12 protein-coding genes are annotated in these 15308 nt (G+C 57.4%); 11 read left to right on the forward strand and 1 reads right to left on the reverse strand.

Going from position 1 to position 15308, the window contains the following annotated elements; genetic code table 11:
• Nucleotides 1–28 precede the first annotated feature (28 nt).
• The 4 genes from ACIX9_RS20975 (at nt 29) to ACIX9_RS20990 (ending at nt 4710) form a co-directional block, all read left to right on the forward strand.
• Nucleotides 29–787, forward strand: a complete 759-nt coding sequence (locus tag ACIX9_RS20975) for a hypothetical protein (protein WP_041598095.1) — start codon at nt 29–31, stop codon at nt 785–787.
• Nucleotides 788–831: 44 nt separating this feature from the next.
• Nucleotides 832–1299 carry a hypothetical protein gene (locus tag ACIX9_RS20980; RefSeq protein WP_041598096.1) on the forward strand — a complete coding sequence of 156 codons (468 nt, stop codon included), beginning with the start codon at nt 832–834 and terminating at the stop codon, nt 1297–1299.
• 1093 nt (nt 1300–2392) lie between these two features.
• Complete coding sequence (locus ACIX9_RS20985; protein ID WP_013582196.1) at nt 2393–3574, forward strand: trans-sulfuration enzyme family protein; 1182 nt, start codon at nt 2393–2395, stop codon at nt 3572–3574.
• A complete protein-coding gene (locus ACIX9_RS20990; RefSeq protein ID WP_013582197.1) occupies nt 3571–4710 on the forward strand; it encodes a trans-sulfuration enzyme family protein in 1140 nt (379 codons plus the stop codon). Before ACIX9_RS20985 ends, ACIX9_RS20990 begins: the two co-directional genes overlap by 4 nt.
• Before the next feature lie 19 nt (nt 4711–4729).
• On the opposite strand, the gene ACIX9_RS20995 is transcribed toward ACIX9_RS20990, so the two are convergent.
• A complete protein-coding gene (locus ACIX9_RS20995; RefSeq protein ID WP_013582198.1) occupies nt 4730–5527 on the reverse strand; it encodes a hypothetical protein in 798 nt (265 codons plus the stop codon).
• Nucleotides 5528–5726: 199 nt separating this feature from the next.
• Here ACIX9_RS20995 and ACIX9_RS21000 point away from each other — a divergent pair, with 199 nt between their 5' ends.
• The 7 genes from ACIX9_RS21000 to ACIX9_RS21030 all read left to right on the forward strand — a co-directional run bounded on the left by ACIX9_RS21000 (nt 5727) and on the right by ACIX9_RS21030 (nt 15305).
• The gene (locus ACIX9_RS21000; protein ID WP_013582199.1) at nt 5727–6080 is read left to right on the forward strand and encodes a DUF190 domain-containing protein; all 354 of its coding nucleotides are present in this window, start codon (nt 5727–5729) and stop codon (nt 6078–6080) included.
• Complete coding sequence (locus ACIX9_RS21005; protein WP_013582200.1) at nt 6080–7432, forward strand: TolC family protein; 1353 nt, start codon at nt 6080–6082, stop codon at nt 7430–7432. Before ACIX9_RS21000 ends, ACIX9_RS21005 begins: the two co-directional genes overlap by 1 nt.
• Before the next feature lie 41 nt (nt 7433–7473).
• Nucleotides 7474–8676 (forward strand): efflux RND transporter periplasmic adaptor subunit, encoded by a 1203-nt coding sequence (locus ACIX9_RS21010; RefSeq protein WP_232298913.1) that lies wholly within the window; start codon nt 7474–7476, stop codon nt 8674–8676.
• Between the two features lie 66 nt (nt 8677–8742).
• Nucleotides 8743–11940 carry an efflux RND transporter permease subunit gene (locus ACIX9_RS21015; protein ID WP_013582202.1) on the forward strand — a complete coding sequence of 1066 codons (3198 nt, stop codon included), beginning with the start codon at nt 8743–8745 and terminating at the stop codon, nt 11938–11940.
• 169 nt (nt 11941–12109) lie between these two features.
• The gene (locus ACIX9_RS21020; RefSeq protein WP_013582203.1) at nt 12110–12799 is read left to right on the forward strand and encodes a response regulator transcription factor; all 690 of its coding nucleotides are present in this window, start codon (nt 12110–12112) and stop codon (nt 12797–12799) included.
• Nucleotides 12796–14202: a sensor histidine kinase gene (locus tag ACIX9_RS21025; protein ID WP_013582204.1), complete on the forward strand. Its 1407-nt coding sequence runs from the start codon at nt 12796–12798 to the stop codon at nt 14200–14202. Before ACIX9_RS21020 ends, ACIX9_RS21025 begins: the two co-directional genes overlap by 4 nt.
• A gap of 83 nt (nt 14203–14285) precedes the next feature.
• Nucleotides 14286–15305, forward strand: a complete 1020-nt coding sequence (locus ACIX9_RS21030) for a YncE family protein (protein WP_013582205.1) — start codon at nt 14286–14288, stop codon at nt 15303–15305.
• The last annotated feature ends 3 nt before the right edge of the window (nt 15306–15308 follow it).

Genomic DNA, 15308 nt, shown 5'->3' on the forward strand with positions numbered 1-15308 from the left:
TTACGATAAGAGTGAAAGGGAGGGTCGCATGTGGCCGACGGATGAAGCCGCCCTCGCCTCATCCCTGAGCGATCTTCAGCGCGAAGAGGTGCTGGCGGAGCTCAACAACCTGCTTGCCAGTCCGCTCTTCCGGCAGAGCAAACGCTATCCGGCGTTCCTGCGCTACGTCGTTGAATCGACGCTGCGTGGCGGCGAGGAAGAGCTGAAAGAACGGACGATCGGCACCGAGGTCTTCGGCCGCGTTCCGCACTACGACACCAATCTGGACCCTACCGTCAGGCTGACGGCCGCCGAAGTCCGCAAGCGCCTGGCACAGTATTACCAGCAGCCCGAGCACGCAGCGGAGGTTCACATCCACTTGCGCCCAGGCTCCTACATCCCGGCCTTCACCTGGCCGGCCAAGAACACTGCGGAGATCGTCGCACTGCCCGCGACGCATCCCGCTCCTTTCAATGTGGTCGCTATGCCGTCAATGTTGCCGGCGCAGGAATCCCTGCAGGCACGCCGGAAGTTCGGCCAGCCTTTGCTCTGGTGCATGGCTGCTGTGGCCGTCTCGCTGGCTCTCCTGGGCGGGGTGATGTTCTACAACTACCGCCGCGCGGCGGCCACGGCAAATACCCACGATCTGTGGGCTCCGCTGCTTACAGATGGCAACCGCGTTGCGCTGGTGATTCCAGACCTTTCCAAAGCCGACCTGCTCCCCATGACGAAGAGACTGCGCGCACCACGGTCATCTCGCATCTGCGCGACAATCGTCTGGTTGACTTCACGGACACCGTCACGCTGACTCGTCTGGTTAGTCTGCTGGAGCAGCGGAATAAGCGATACAGCGTGCTGCTGTCCTCGGACGCTAGCTTTCAAGATCTGCAGAGCGGGCCAACCATCCTCATTGGCGCAGTCGACAACCCCTGGACGATGCGCCTACTGCAGCAACTGCCGTATGGAGTCGTTCGCAAGGGTGAGACGATGACCTTCGAAATAGCAGGAAAGCCGCGCACAAATGACACTGGATGGTCGATCGACCTGAATCAGCCGTTTGCTCAGGTGCAGCAGGACTTCGGCATTGTAGCTCGTCAGACGGATACGATGACCGGGCGTCCAGTCATGATCGTTGCGGGGCTGGGCCAGAATGGGACTGCGGCTGGGATACGACTGCTCGCTGATCCCGCGCTGGCAGGTCAGATTACGGCAGCGGCGCCACGATCCTGGTCCGGCCGCAATCTCGAGGTGGTCTTCCGCACGCAGATTATCAACGATCAGTTCGGCCCCCCGGTGGTTGTGGCGGCGGACTACTGGTAGCTCAGTTTTTCCGGCTGTCGTCGAAGCGATGCACATTGACAACCACCCATAGCCACAGAAGATTAGCTTGCTCGAGCGTCTCCATCCCCAAAATCCGTAATTCGGTCGCGGCGGTTCCTCTAGGGACATTTCACGGAGGCCAGGAGCTAACGCGGTCTAAGCTGAGACTTGTCGCCCAAAAAGTGAAATGGGACATACCTGACACATGAGTTAAGACCTCCGCTCCCCTCGCAAGTTCAAGAGATCACTTTCGTCCCGACGTTTTTATGAATCTCAACCCGAGCCAAGTATCTCCGGAAGCAGCGCACTTCCTTGGGCATGCCATATTTCGCCGACTCACTCGCAACCTTCTTTGCTTACTTTTAATCTCTCCTCGGCAACCATCCTGGAGACCGGCTACGCAGGACTCGGCAAACACCTTCACCGCTACCTATGTCTATGGCTCCGCTCCCGCGAGCGCAGTCGCCAGCATCGATAGCGCTGGATTCATTCAGTAGCATGGAGACGATACCGCAACCTCAACCCTCGACCTCAACGTCGGAACCAGAACCAGCAATCTACTGCAGTTCGGTGTCACCGCTCCCTCAACGTACACCGCACTCGACACCGATACAGGGCATTTCACTCTCAATGGAACGACCGTTGTCTACGCCATCAACCACAACAAGTACGTCCTGGTGGATGAAAATCCGTTGACAACCCCCTTCGATGACGATGCACCGACAACAATAAAGAAGAGGACCGTCATGACGTGACCGTACCCCGCAATTGGACTGCTGTCTCGTCCCCTCTTCGTGCCAACGCCTTCAGGAATCAACCGGTCATAAGGTCACAGATCGTACATCTCCGCGTCCCAATCAGCTTTGTTGCAGCGATAGACTGGAATCGGAGAGTATAGAGGCAGCAGCGTAAGACAAGGTGACGATGAACGTTCCACCCCGATTCGCACTAGACCTCATGGCTATGTGTGCCCCGGGCGGCGTAAGGCCAGATTAGAGCAAGATAACCTTTGTTCTCTGAGCAGCCGTCCGGGGCCAAAGCAACTGCCGAAGACGTGTGTCTATTGAAGCCCAGCACTCAGAAGGAGAATCCGGTGTCCGATCGTCCAGCATTTCAGCCCTCTACTCTTGTCATCCACTCCAACCGTGTTTACGAGAGCCAGTCCAACTCCATCCTCTTCCCGATCCACCAGACCGCAACGTACATCCATGAAAGTGTCGGCGTAACCAAAGGCTATGGCTACTCCAGAGGAGCCAACCCAACGGTCAATGCACTCGAGCAATCGATTGCAGCCATAGAAGGGTCGGAATCGGCTCTCTGTTTTCGCTCAGGCATGGCAGCCATCACGACTCTCTGCCTTGCCATGTTGAAGGCGGGCGACCACGTACTCCTGTCAGAGGTCATTTATGGGGGCACTACGAGGCTTTTCGAGCAGGTTCTCGGCAACTTCGCAATCGACTATACGTTTGTCGATACAGCGAATCTGAAAGCAGTAGAGCAGGCAATCAGACCGGAAACCCGACTCATCTTCGCTGAAACTCCAGCCAATCCAACCTTGAGATTATCGGATGTCCACGGACTCGCGGAGCTCGCGCACACGCGTCCAAATATAAAGCTCGCGGTCGACAACACCTTCCTTACACCGCTGCTTCAGAACTGCTTATCCTTGGGCGCAGACATCTCGATGCTTTCAACAACCAAGTATATTGACGGGCATAACGCGACCATCGGAGGATCCCTTGCGACCCATGATGTGGCCCTTACGGAACGTCTCAGGCTTGTTCGCAAAACGCTCGGTACGATCCAAGCGCCCTTCGATGCTTGGTTGACCATTCAAGGAATCAAGACGCTGCCTGCGCGTCTCGCAATGCATTGTGCTCATGCTGGTCAAGTGGCTCAGTGGCTGGAGCGGCATCCGAGAGTCTTGCGCGTGAATTATCCGGGCCTTGAATCGTTTCCACAAAGGGAACTCGCAAAAAAACAGCAGTCCGGCTTTGGCGGAATGTTGTCCTTTGAGCTCAAAGCAACCACGTCCGAGTCGCTGCATTTCATGAAAGCGTTGAAGCTGTGCACGTGTGCAGAAAGCCTCGGCAGCGTAGAAACGCTCATTACCAATCCTGCAACAGCATCGCACTGTGACCTCACTGTCGAGTTGAGAGCGCGGCTTGGAATCTCAGATCAATTGATTCGCTTGTCAGTGGGACTTGAAGCTCCACAGGATTTGATCGCTGATTTTGAGCAGGCATTTGAAGCCATCTTTGGCGGTGCTGAATGAAGTTTGCTACGAAACTCGTTCACTATGACGTGTCTCCTGGAGACCCGTTTCACCCCATGGCGACGCCCATCTATCAAACGGCCACTTTCGAGCAGGATTTCGGCGATAGTTTCGGCCCGTACGACTACTCACGTAGCGGCAATCCAACCAGAAGAGTCCTGGAAGACCAGTTAGCTCGTCTTGAAAATGGTATACGTGCCTTTTGTTTTTCGAGTGGCATGGCCGCCATCGCGACGGTAACGCGTCTTCTGAAGCCGGGGGATGAGATCCTGGCTGATTGGGACCTCTATGGAGGCGCAACACGTTTATTCCAACAACTCAAAGACCATTCCGGCGTTGCCGTTCGGTATGTCGACGCTTCCAATCCGGAGATCCTTGCGAGCCAGATATCCCCCGCAACGCGGCTCGTCTATGTGGAATCGCCGACGAATCCCCTTCTGCGTGTCATCGATCTGCAAGCATCGGCCAGAATCGCGCATGAAAACGGTCTTCATCTGTGTGTGGACAACAGCACGATGTCACCGTACCTACAAAATCCTCTGGAACTCGGGGCTGACATTGTCATCCATTCAGCAACCAAGTTTCTCGGCGGGCACAGTGATGTGACCGGAGGGGCCGTTGTTGTAAAAGATGAAGCACTCGCGGCACAGATTTACTCAGTCCAGAATGCTGAAGGGACCGCCCTCGGTCCCTTCGACTGCTTCCTGCTCCTGCGTGGTCTCAAGACCCTCAAACTCCGTATGGATGCTCAGCAAAGCAGCGCAGGCCAGATCGCTGCGCAGCTGTCTGAGCACCCAAAGGTCAGCCGGGTCTACTATCCCGGGCTGCCGGATCATCCAAGTTCAGCCACACAAAAGCTCCAAGCTCGAGGGGCGGGTTCTGTGATCAGCTTTCAGGCAGGTTCTCCTCAAGCAGCAAAAGCAATTGCGGAGAACCTGCGCCTGTTTGCCATCGCTGTCAGCTTTGGAAGTGTCAATTCCACGATCGGTATCCCCATCAAGATGTCCCATGCAAGCACACCGGTAGACCTGCAATCTTCCAGAGCGATTCCATCCGATCTTATTCGCATGTCGATTGGCATTGAGGATTGCGGTGAACTGATGCAGGACCTTGACGATGTCTTGAAGTTAATCTAGTTCCCGAAATACTCACAAATTACTGGCCATGCAACGAGTCGTTTGACAGCCTGTCAGGAAGAACCTCGAGCAACGCTGTAGTATTCTTCGATATCACAGCAGCGTTTCGGCGAGCCGACAGAGTTACCGTGGACGCATCCTCCGAGCGTCCGCTGCTGACAAGGTTTGTCCCACTGAAGCCGTAAAGCCCGCAGGCATTGGCAGAAAAGATTGCCACCGGTTGCTCCGTTGTGCCGCTGCCACATCCACTGGGGGAATTACCTTGAGATGCAATAAGGTGGGCGACAATATTGCCGTGGCGACTATAGCCAACGACATCCTCGTCCGTATTGATGACCTCGCCTTGATGGGGTTTGAATAACTCCCCTCCTACCTGGGTCAGGGTTCCGTCTTCATCTTCATCACTGGGTTTGGGCTTGCGAGCATCCCATGAGTTGATCGGATCGGCCATCGCCCGTACATAGACATTCAGCGGATACGAAGTTGATGCCGTGCTGATCAAATCGAAGTGAACCGCCAAAGTAGATGCCGTCTGAATCGCGTATGGGGTGCGATTGAAAGCGAAGGCATTTGCGGCAGTTACATGCCCGGTCACCTTTGCACCGGCCGGGATGATCTCGCCATTCGCCCTTTGGATTGGCTGCATGGTTCTCGCCAGAACAATATCCCCCACATGAGCCTTGTTTGCATCGACAGTCTTGCTGAAGGCAATGGGAATGGTGGAAGAGGGGCTAAATGGTCCCTCCGGATACGCTTGCGCAAAAGCCACTGAAGCAGTGGCTACACCTATTCCAAGTACAACGTTAGCAATCCGCATGGTTAGTCTCCCGTTTCTCAACGTATTCAGTTGAGCATTTGGAAGACGGTCGAAATCTTACGTTTTCCTGACATCGTCATGGTTAGTCAGCCACTGAACTGCGGAGTCCTCGCCCAAGCCGACATGTCAGAAAGATGTAAGGTGGCTCACCTCAGTTTCTCGCTAGTGTTGATCTACCGGCTTGATTCAGAGAGGACAGATGCTCAAACCAGGACCAGCACTCAAAGTCTCCGTACACCTGAATGAAGATATCGATTCGCCCGGCGGCTTTCTTCATGATGCCGTCCTGAGTCTTCTTCAGGACCATTTCATCGCGGGTGCAACCGTCTACCGTCCTTACGCGGGTTTCGGATCTCACGGAAGGCTGCACGTCTACGGTGCTGGCTCAGTACGAGGAGAACACCTTCCCGTACTGATCCTTTTCGTAGACGAGGAAGAGCGCGTGCGTGCATTACTGCCACAACTCCTGGAGCTCGTCACGGACGGAATGGTCGAGATGCACTATACGGAAGTCCTGAAGGCGGCCGCCACTCCGGCAAAGGTGGTCTATTGATGTTCGGAACTAGAGCCCGCACCCTCGTCATACAGGTAAGCCTGATGTTCTTCAATGTGTTTCTTCTGTGGGGCCAAGCTCCGGTCCGCTTGCAAGCGAGCCCCCTGGCTCAGGCTACGCTTACCCCCTCCGATGTGGTGCTCACTCTCGCACAGGTAGAAGATCAAGCGATCAAGAACCAGCCGAGAATCCAAGCTGCCCAACTGAGAGCGAAAGCCTACCAGGAACGCATTCGTGAAAGTAGAGCGGGACTTCTACCAGTCCTCGCTTTCAACGCGACAGGTGTTCTTGTCGCAGATACCGGCACCTCGACCGCGGCGGGAAACATCACGACATCCGCCATCTCAAACCGTTTTGCTTATGGTGGCAATCTTACGCAGCTTGTGACTGACTTCGGAAGAACAAGTGCGCTGGTCAGCAGTGCGAAGCGGACTGCGGAAGCTCAGGGCGAGTTCGCCACTCTCACCCGCGCACAAATCCGCCTCAACGTAAGAGATGCCTACTATCAGGTGCTTGGAGCGGAGGCTGTCTTGAAGGCCGCGCATGAGGCCCAGGGCAACCGGGCTCTCATCTCCAGACAGGTTGGCGCACTCGCCCAAAGCCAGCTCCGCTCCACGCTCGATGTGAACTTTGCAGGTGTTCTTGAAAGCGAAGCTGAACTCGCAGTCGTTCAGGCGGAGAGCATCGTCCATCAGCGGCGCGATCAACTAACAACCGCAATGGGCGATCAGCATTCAGTCATCGCAGCACTCGCCGAAGAGCCGCTGCCAGCCGCCCTTCCCCCTGATCCGGAAGGGCTACTAGGCCAGGCACAACAGGATCGCGCTGACCTCAACACTCTTCGGCTCGAACAGAAGGCGGCAGATCAGTTCGCTAAGGCTGAACGGAAACTGAGCTATCCATCCTTGAATGTTCTCGGATCGGCCGGTGAGCTGCCTTTTCACGATCACACGCTGCATGACAGCTACGCCGCTGCAGGATTCAACCTGAACATTCCCATCCTGAATGGCGGTCTCTTCTCGGCCAGGCGAAGTGAGGCGCAGCTCGAAGCCTCTGCGCGAAGCCGTGACGTCGAAGAGACAAAACTTGAAGTAACACAGCAGGTGCGAGACGCCTGGTACCAGGCGAATGAATCATTTCGAAGCCTCGCAGTGACCTCCCGGCTCGTCTCTCAAAGCAGGGAGGCTCTCCATCTCGCGCAGGCACGTTACGACAGTGGTCTGGGCAGCATCGTTGAACTGAATGAGGCGCAGTTGAATGAGTTCTCAGCGGAGATCTCCGCTGCCGGTGCGAAGTATACCTACCTCAGTCGGCGTGCCACGCTCGACTTCGCGACTGGACTGCTCAATTGAATCATCGAAGGGAATATCCTGCCATGCGCCTATCCTCGTATATGCTCGCCGCCTGCTCCTTGGTCGGCTCCGGGCTGCTGTGCTCCTGCCACAGTGCTCCGCCACCGCCGACCGCGACTGACAACCCGGTGGTTCCGGTTGCAGCCGTCAAGACGGAGAACCTGTCCAATGAGATGGTTCTTACCGCGGAGTTCATACCCTATCAAGATGTCGATGTGATGGCCAAGGTCTCCGGATACGTCCGAAGCATCAGGGTGGACATCGGTGATCACGTCAAGCAGGGAGATCTCCTCGCGACCCTCGAGGTACCTGAACTCCAGGATGAGCAAGGAAAAGCAGCAGCCGGTGTATCGGCCGCGCAAGCCAATATCCTTACAGCCCAGGCTGCGGAGCGGCGCGCAAAGGCACAGGCCGATATCGCTCACCTCTCTTATCAGCGAATTCTGGATGTATCGAAGAAAGAGGTCGGACTTGTACCACGGCAGGAAATCGACGTAGCTCAATCGAGAGATTTAGAAGCAGCAGCCCAACTCGCTAGTGCCCAGTCCGCCATTCAAGCCGCCCAGGAGAATCAGACCGTTGCCACCTCGGAGCGTTCCCGGGCCGGCGCGATGCTGCAATACGCCACCATCAGAGCTCCTTTTTCCGGCGTCATCACCAAACGTTATGCAAACACCGGCTCAATGATCCAGGCAGGCATATCGTCTCAGACGCAAGCCATGCCCGTCGTGAGACTCGCACAGAATAGTGTTCTACGCCTCATGTTGCCCGTACCTGTGTCTGCCGTTTCGTTGATCCACAACGGACAGGCAGTTGACGTCAACGTCACCACCCTCGGGAGGAAGTTCCCAGGTACCGTCACTCGGTATGCCGATTCGCTCCAAACCTCCACGCGCACCATGGAGACTGAAGTCGACGTGAAAAATACGGATAACACCTTGGTCCCCGGCATGTATGCCGAAGTTCACCTTCATCTTGCGGACCGTCCAAACGCTCTAAGCGTACCGCTTGATGCGGTCGACGGATTGGGAACCGGGGCACAGCAGGTTTGGATTGTGCGGGATGGTCAGCTTCATCAAGTGAAGGTGACTACTGGTATTCAGACCGCCACCCGCGTAGAGATCGTATCCGGTCTTCAGCTTGGTCAGCAGGTTGTTGTGGGCCGCCACAGCGGTCTAACTGAAGGCGAAAAAGTCGAGCCCCACGTCGCCGCATACGACCAGGAAAGCATCAGCCACAGCTAGGCACCCGCCTAAGCAAAGCGTTGTTCTTGATTCAGATTTACCCACAAACATCGAGGAACACCTGCCATGTCGGGATTTGCGATCCGAAATCCGTATCTGATCATCGTCGTCTGCCTGCTCATCGCCATCCTCGGCACGGTCAGCACGGCAAGCATGCCGGTTGATATGTTTCCCCCCATCGATCTTCCCGTGGTTGCCGTCGCAACGTTCTACTCAGGTATGCCCCCTCAGCAGATCGAGACCAACATCACTTACCATCTCGAGCGGCAATTTACGCTGGCGGGCGGCATCGATCACATGGAATCTCGGTCTCTGCCCGGCGTCAGTCTCATCAAGATCTACTTCCACACCGGTGTAAATCCTGACGCTGCCGCAGCCACCATTTCAACACTCGCCATGGCGGACCTCCATGACATGCCTCCCGGGACATACCCACCGATCGTACTCAAGCAGGATGCATCGAGCATGCCGGTCGCGCTCGTGACGCTTGGCGGTGAAGGGCTAAGCGAAAGCCAGTTGAAAGACACAGCACAAAACTTCGTCAGAAACCAACTGGCGAGCGTCCAGGGTGCTTCTGTCCCACAGCCGTTCGGAGGCAAGTGGCGCCAGATCATGCTGTATGCCGACCCGTACAAGTTGGAGGCGAATCAGCTCAGCCCTATGGATGTCGTCCGCGCGGTCAACGAAGCAAACGTCGTCTTACCTGCGGGTGACGCTGAGATCGGGCGCTTCGATTACAACATCTACACCAATTCCATACTCAAGGGGATGGATGACATCGCCAACGTTCCCCTCAAGATGGAAGGTCAGAATCCCGTACGCATTGGGGACGTAGCAGAGCCAAAGGATTCCTTCAGCAGGCAATACAACGTAGTCCACGTCGATGGAAAACGCGCCGTCTATCTTCCCATCTTCAAGCAGGGCGGCGATTCAAACACAATCTCCATCGTTAATGGTGTCCGCGCGACCCTCAAGAAACTGTACGACGTCCCCGCCTCGTTGAAGACCGCCGTTGTATTTGACCAGTCGAGATTTGTCCGCACCGCCATCGAAACCCTCGTGCACGAAGGTGGCATCGGTCTTTTCCTCACCTGCCTTATGATCCTCGTCTTCCTCGGAAGTGTGCGAGCCACCCTCGCCGTCTTCTTCTCCATCCCCCTTTCTATTCTGGCTACGTTCTTCGTCCTGCATCTCGCTGGCAACTCCCTCAACAGCATGATGCTGGGCGGCCTTGCACTCGCCCTCTCGCGACTGATCGACAACTCGGTCGTCGTACTTGAGAACATCTTCCGTCACCTTGAGGGCGGCGAATCACCCACCGTAGCCGCTCGGAACGGAGGCAGTGAAGTAGCCCTTCCGGTCCTAGCCGGCACCTTGACGACCGTAGTCGTCTTCTTCCCTGTAACCTTGCTCTTCGGCGTCAGCAAGTTCCTCTTTACCGCCTTGGCCTCAGCCGTTGTCGTGTCTCTCTTAGCCTCTTACTTCGTAGCGCTCACCGTCGTCCCTCTCTTTTGTGCCAATTTCATCAAGAGCCCTCATGGAGACGTCCCCGTGGCTCTGGGAGCAGGAGTTGGCAGCCAGCATCCCGTTACCCCGGCGCCTTCATCACATTCCAAAACAGGTCTGGGCGCAAGATTCACCGCTGGCTTCAATAGGGGCTTTGAAGGCCTGCTCGTCCGTTACGAAAGTCTCATGCAGCGTGTATTGGAATGGCCGCGCGCGACTCTTCTCTGGTGCGGTCTCGGCTGCCTTCTCAGCCTGCTGCTATTCCCTCTCATGGGCCTTTCATTCTTCCCCAGGACGGACGCAGGGCAGTTCGTGATCAACTTCAAGGCGCCCTCCGGCACAAATATCAATGCAACGGAGCAGGAGACCAGCCATCTCGAATCGATCATTCGCACCATTGTGCCGAAGCATGACCTCGGCATGATCGTCTCCAATATCGGCGTGGACCCCGGCTTCTCAGCGCTCTTCTCCTCAAATTCAGCGGCGCATACCGCGTTTCTCCAAGTCGCACTCCAGCCCGACCACGCCACCAGCAGCTTCACTTACATCGATCGAGTTAAAGCAGAGATGAAGAAGCAGATGCCGGAGCTGCAGGCATTCTTCTCTTCCGGAAGTCTCGTTGACGGCGTCTTGAACATGGGCTCACCGGCCCCCATCGACGTGCGTGTCACTGGGTCTGACATGACTCAGGACGTAGACATCGCACAAGGCATTGCCAACAAGGTCCGCGAGATCCACGGCGTCGCCGATGTCTACATCCCACAGGATGTCGATTATCCCTCGCTTCGCCTCACGATCGACCGCACGCGTGCAAGCGAGTTGGGCCTCACAGAAAAAGAGGTTGTAAGCAATATCATCACCGCCCTCACCTCAAACACTATGATCGCTCCCAGCATTTGGATCGATCCAAAGAGCGGCAATAACTACTTCCTCACCGTCATGTACAAGGAAGGCCAGGTGAAGTCACTTGATGACCTCCGTGCCATCCCCCTCCATGGAGAGCACATCACGCAGCCCACACGCCTGGACATGGTGGCGAACATTCAACAATTCAACGCTCCCACGGAACTCGATCACACCCAGATTCGTCGAGCAGTGGACGTCTACGTTCGACCTCAGGAAGAAGATCTCAGCCGCATCACGAAGCAAATTGAAAAGATACTCTCGGATTCAAAATTACCCCACGGAGTCGAGGCAAAACTGTCAGGAAGTGTGGAATCGATGAACGCCTCCTTCCGCAGCTTTGCGATTGGCCTGACGCTGTCCGTGCTGCTGCTTTATCTGATCCTCGTTGCCCAGTTCCGCTCATTCCTTGACCCGTTCATCATCCTTCTTGCACTTCCCCCCGGCATCACAGGAGTCATCGTAGCGTTGCTCCTCTGGGGATCCACTCTGAACGTCATGTCCTTAATGGGTGTTGTCATGCTCGCCGGCATCGCACTCTCAAACAGCATCTTGATCGTCGAGTTCGCACACCACCTTCTGAGCGAAGGCATGCAAGTCCGCGAAGCCATCGTCACCTCCTGCCGCGTGCGGCTTCGCCCCATCCTCATGACCTCTCTCGCAACCCTCATCGGACTCCTGCCCATGGCCCTGAAACTCGGAGAGGGCAGCGAGTCGTACGCGCCCCTGGCCCAGGCACTGATCGGTGGCCTAACCTTGTCCGTCGCGTTCACAGTATTCCTGGTGCCGGCCGGCTTCTACCTCGCCTACAAGGATCGCGTAGTCAGTTCGCCCGTCGAGTTTGTTTCTGTGTGAAGATCCGTCGCTTACTTACCGACTTCGATTTGCTCGCCCACATCACGAAGCGTATCGACGAGACCGTCCCGCACGCCGGGCTCCGTCCCTCCAGATCCCTCCTTGGACGACCCGCACTGAGTCGGATTTTCTTCAGCCAGCCTTAAGCAACTTCTGTTTCAATCGACTCATGCGTGTGCTCATCGTTGAGGACGAACTCCGGCTCGCGGAAAACGTCGCTGAAGCCCTGCGCCAGGGTCCTGGCTTCGCAGTCGATCACGCCGAAGATGGCGAAGCCGCAATCCATCTCGCCGCCAACGCCTGTTACGACCTCATCATCCTTGATCTCAACCTCCCCAAAATGGATGGTCCCGCAGTGCTCCATCGCCTTCGCGCCACCGGCGATAAAACCCCCACCCTAATCCTCACCGCGCGCGCAGAGCGCGAGTCCATTGTCGCTCTCCTCAACGCCGGCGCGGACGACTACCTCACCAAGCCCTTTGACCTCGGCGAACTTATCGCCCGCGCCAAAGCCCTCATCCGCCGCTCCACCGGCGTCGCCGCCCCATCCATCCGCCTCGGCGAGCTTGAAGTCGACACCCTCCAGCAGACCGTCTCACGCGCCGGCACCCTCATCCCCCTCTCGCCCATGGAGTACCGCATCCTTGAGTACCTCATCCACCGCCCGCGCATCATCGTCTCCAAACGCCAACTCCTTGAGCACATGTACGACTTCAACTGGGAGCACCATTCCAACGTCATCGAGGCCCATCTCTCCAACCTCCGCCGCAAACTTGACCCTAGCGGCAGCGAGCCCGTCATCGAAACCCTCCGCGGCAGAGGCTACCGCCTCCTCGCAGGCCCACAGGGCATCCGGTGAAAGCCTACTCCCTCACCCGCCGTCTCATCACCGCCATCCTCCTCGTCGAGCTATGTTCCACCCTCATCCTCGTCACAAGCGCCGGTATCTATGAGGGCATCTCCCGCTTCCGAGCCTTCGACATCATGCTCCGTGGCCGCGCGGACTCAATGCTCGGTGCAGTCCAGGATGCAGAAGATCCCCAGGACAACGTCATGCTGGACGGCACCCAGTCCTTCGCTCCGCAGCGCGATATCTACGCCGTCCGCGACGAACTCGGCCGTCTGCTCGGTCACTCTCATAACTGGCCGGACGCAGAGTCTGCCTTCAACTCCTCGCACTCTGGCTTCTCCTCGCTCAAAATTGCCGGCAGGTCCTACCGAGTCATCCGCGTCGAAGGCCTCAGAATGGTGGACCCCGGCGACAAGGGCGGCGGCATCCCCCGCCACGTCGTCATACTCTACGGCGCACGTACTCACCCTCTCTGGGAGAGCATCGAGCACACCATCGCCTTCTATGCCCTGCTCAGCCTGATCCTCCTAGCCACCAGCGGCCTCATCATGCTGCGCCTTCTCCGCCGGGGTCTCTCGCCTCTCACAGACCTCGCCGCCCATGCCGCCCAAGTCTCCGTAGACTCCTGGCACTTCCACCCCTCGGACACCGTCCGAGCCGTCCAGGAGTTAGCCCCCCTGGCCAACGCCCTCGAAACCGTACTCGCCCGGCTCGAACGCTCCTTCGAGCAGCAGCGACACTTCGTTAGCGACGCTGCCCACGAGCTCAAAACCTCCGTCGCCGTGATCAAATCCACCCTCCAGCTCCTCGTGATGAAAAACCGTACCGCAGAGGAATACCGTGAAGGCCTCAAGAGAGCCGAAGCTGACTCCGAGCGCATGGAGCAACTCGTCGCCGCCATGCTCACCCTCGCCGGCCTAGAAGCCACCAACACCCTGAGTACCTCCAGAAGCCACGCAGACCTCACCGAGATCCTCGCGGAGGTAACCCAGCACTTCCAATCCATATCGGAAGCCTCCGGCATCACCATCACCCTCCACGCGCCCACACACGTCACGGTCATCGGAGACCGAGAAAAAATTCGCCTCCTGTGCTCCAATCTCATCCACAATGCCCTCCAGCACAGCCCCCCAGGCGCAGAGATCCGCGCCATCGTCACATCCGCCCCTCAAGCGACCCAGCTCCGCATAGAAGACGACGGAGAAGGCATAGCCTCGGAAGCTCTCCCTCACGTCTTCGAGCGCTTCTACCGCGGCGACGTCTCCCGCAGCCGCAAGACCGGAGGAACCGGCCTGGGACTCGCCATCTCCAAAGCCATCGTCCAGGAACTACACGGCGCAATCGCCATCGAAAGTACGATCGCACAAGGTACCCGCGTTATCGTCGATCTCCCCCACTCCCTCACCGTATAAATCACCTTCAGCTTCAGTTAAGGTGTATCCCTGCAAAATAGCCTCAGCCGGTGGAGGACTCCGCCAGGCAGGAGAACTCTGAAATGAACACCCGTTTCCTCACCCTCTGCGCCTGCGCCGCCACCCTCACCTCGTTTGTGTCATCCCCCGCCCATGCGCAGAAACCCTTCCACATCACGGACCGCTGGGTCGTCGGCGGAGAAGGTGGCTGGGATTACCTCACAGCCGACCCCGCATCTCATCGCCTCTACATCACCCACACCAACCGCGTTGAGGTCCTTGACACTACCACCGGCAAATCCATCGGCGCAGTCACCGGCCTCACCCGCACCCATGGAGTCGTCATCATGCCGGACGGTAAGACCGGCTTCGTCAGTGATGGCGGTGCCAACCAGGTCGTAGCTTTCGACACCAAGACCTTCGCCGCAATCACAAAGATCCCCGCTGGCACCAATCCCGACGGCATCGCCTACGAGCCCACCACTAATACCATCTGGGCCTTCAACGGTCGCAGCAAGGATGCCACCGTCATTGACGTCGCCCAGAAGAAATCCATCGCCACAATCCCCCTTCCCGGCAAGCCCGAGTTCCCCCAGGCCGACGGCAAAGGCACAGTCTTCGTCAACATCGAAGACAAGAACTCCATCGTCCGCCTCGACGCCAAATCCATGAAGGCCACCGCTACCTGGCCCCTCACCGGCTGTGACTCGCCTTCCGGCATGGCCATTGACGCCTCCGGCTCCCGCCTCTTCTCCGTCTGCGACGGCAACAAGATGGCCGTCACCGACGCCACCACCGGCAAATCCCTCGCCACCCCCAAGATCGGCGCAGACCCTGACGCCGCCGGCTACGACCCCAAGTCCAAGCTCGCCTTCTCCTCCAACGGCGAGGGCTCCCTCACCATCGTCGACGCCTCCAAGCCCGGCTACCCCGTCCTCCAGACCCTCACCACGGAAAAAGGCGCACGCACCATGTCATTCGATTCCGGTAACGGCAAGGTCTACCTCGTCACCTCAAAGTTCGCCCCGGCCGATCCCGCAAACCCAAAGGCCCGCCCCGCTCCGCTCTCCGGCACCTTCACTGTCCTGGTAGTCGGACGATAGCCT

This window comes from Granulicella tundricola MP5ACTX9 (assembly GCF_000178975.2).
In the GTDB taxonomy this organism is placed as follows: domain Bacteria; phylum Acidobacteriota; class Terriglobia; order Terriglobales; family Acidobacteriaceae; genus Edaphobacter; species Edaphobacter tundricola.

Bases quoted from the DNA above. Each gene is read 5' to 3' on its own strand.
- ACIX9_RS20975 (WP_041598095.1), top strand. From the start codon at position 29: ATGTGGCCGACGGATGAAGCCGCCCTCGCCTCATCCCTGAGCGATCTT.
- ACIX9_RS20990 (WP_013582197.1), top strand. From the start codon at position 3,571: ATGAAGTTTGCTACGAAACTCGTTCACTATGACGTGTCTCCTGGAGAC.
- ACIX9_RS20995 (WP_013582198.1), bottom strand. From the start codon at position 5,527: ATGCGGATTGCTAACGTTGTACTTGGAATAGGTGTAGCCACTGCTTCA.
- ACIX9_RS21000 (WP_013582199.1), top strand. From the start codon at position 5,727: ATGCTCAAACCAGGACCAGCACTCAAAGTCTCCGTACACCTGAATGAA.
- ACIX9_RS21005 (WP_013582200.1), top strand. From the start codon at position 6,080: ATGTTCGGAACTAGAGCCCGCACCCTCGTCATACAGGTAAGCCTGATG.
- ACIX9_RS21010 (WP_232298913.1), top strand. From the start codon at position 7,474: ATGCTCGCCGCCTGCTCCTTGGTCGGCTCCGGGCTGCTGTGCTCCTGC.
- ACIX9_RS21015 (WP_013582202.1), top strand. From the start codon at position 8,743: ATGTCGGGATTTGCGATCCGAAATCCGTATCTGATCATCGTCGTCTGC.
- ACIX9_RS21020 (WP_013582203.1), top strand. From the start codon at position 12,110: ATGCGTGTGCTCATCGTTGAGGACGAACTCCGGCTCGCGGAAAACGTC.
- ACIX9_RS21030 (WP_013582205.1), top strand. From the start codon at position 14,286: ATGAACACCCGTTTCCTCACCCTCTGCGCCTGCGCCGCCACCCTCACC.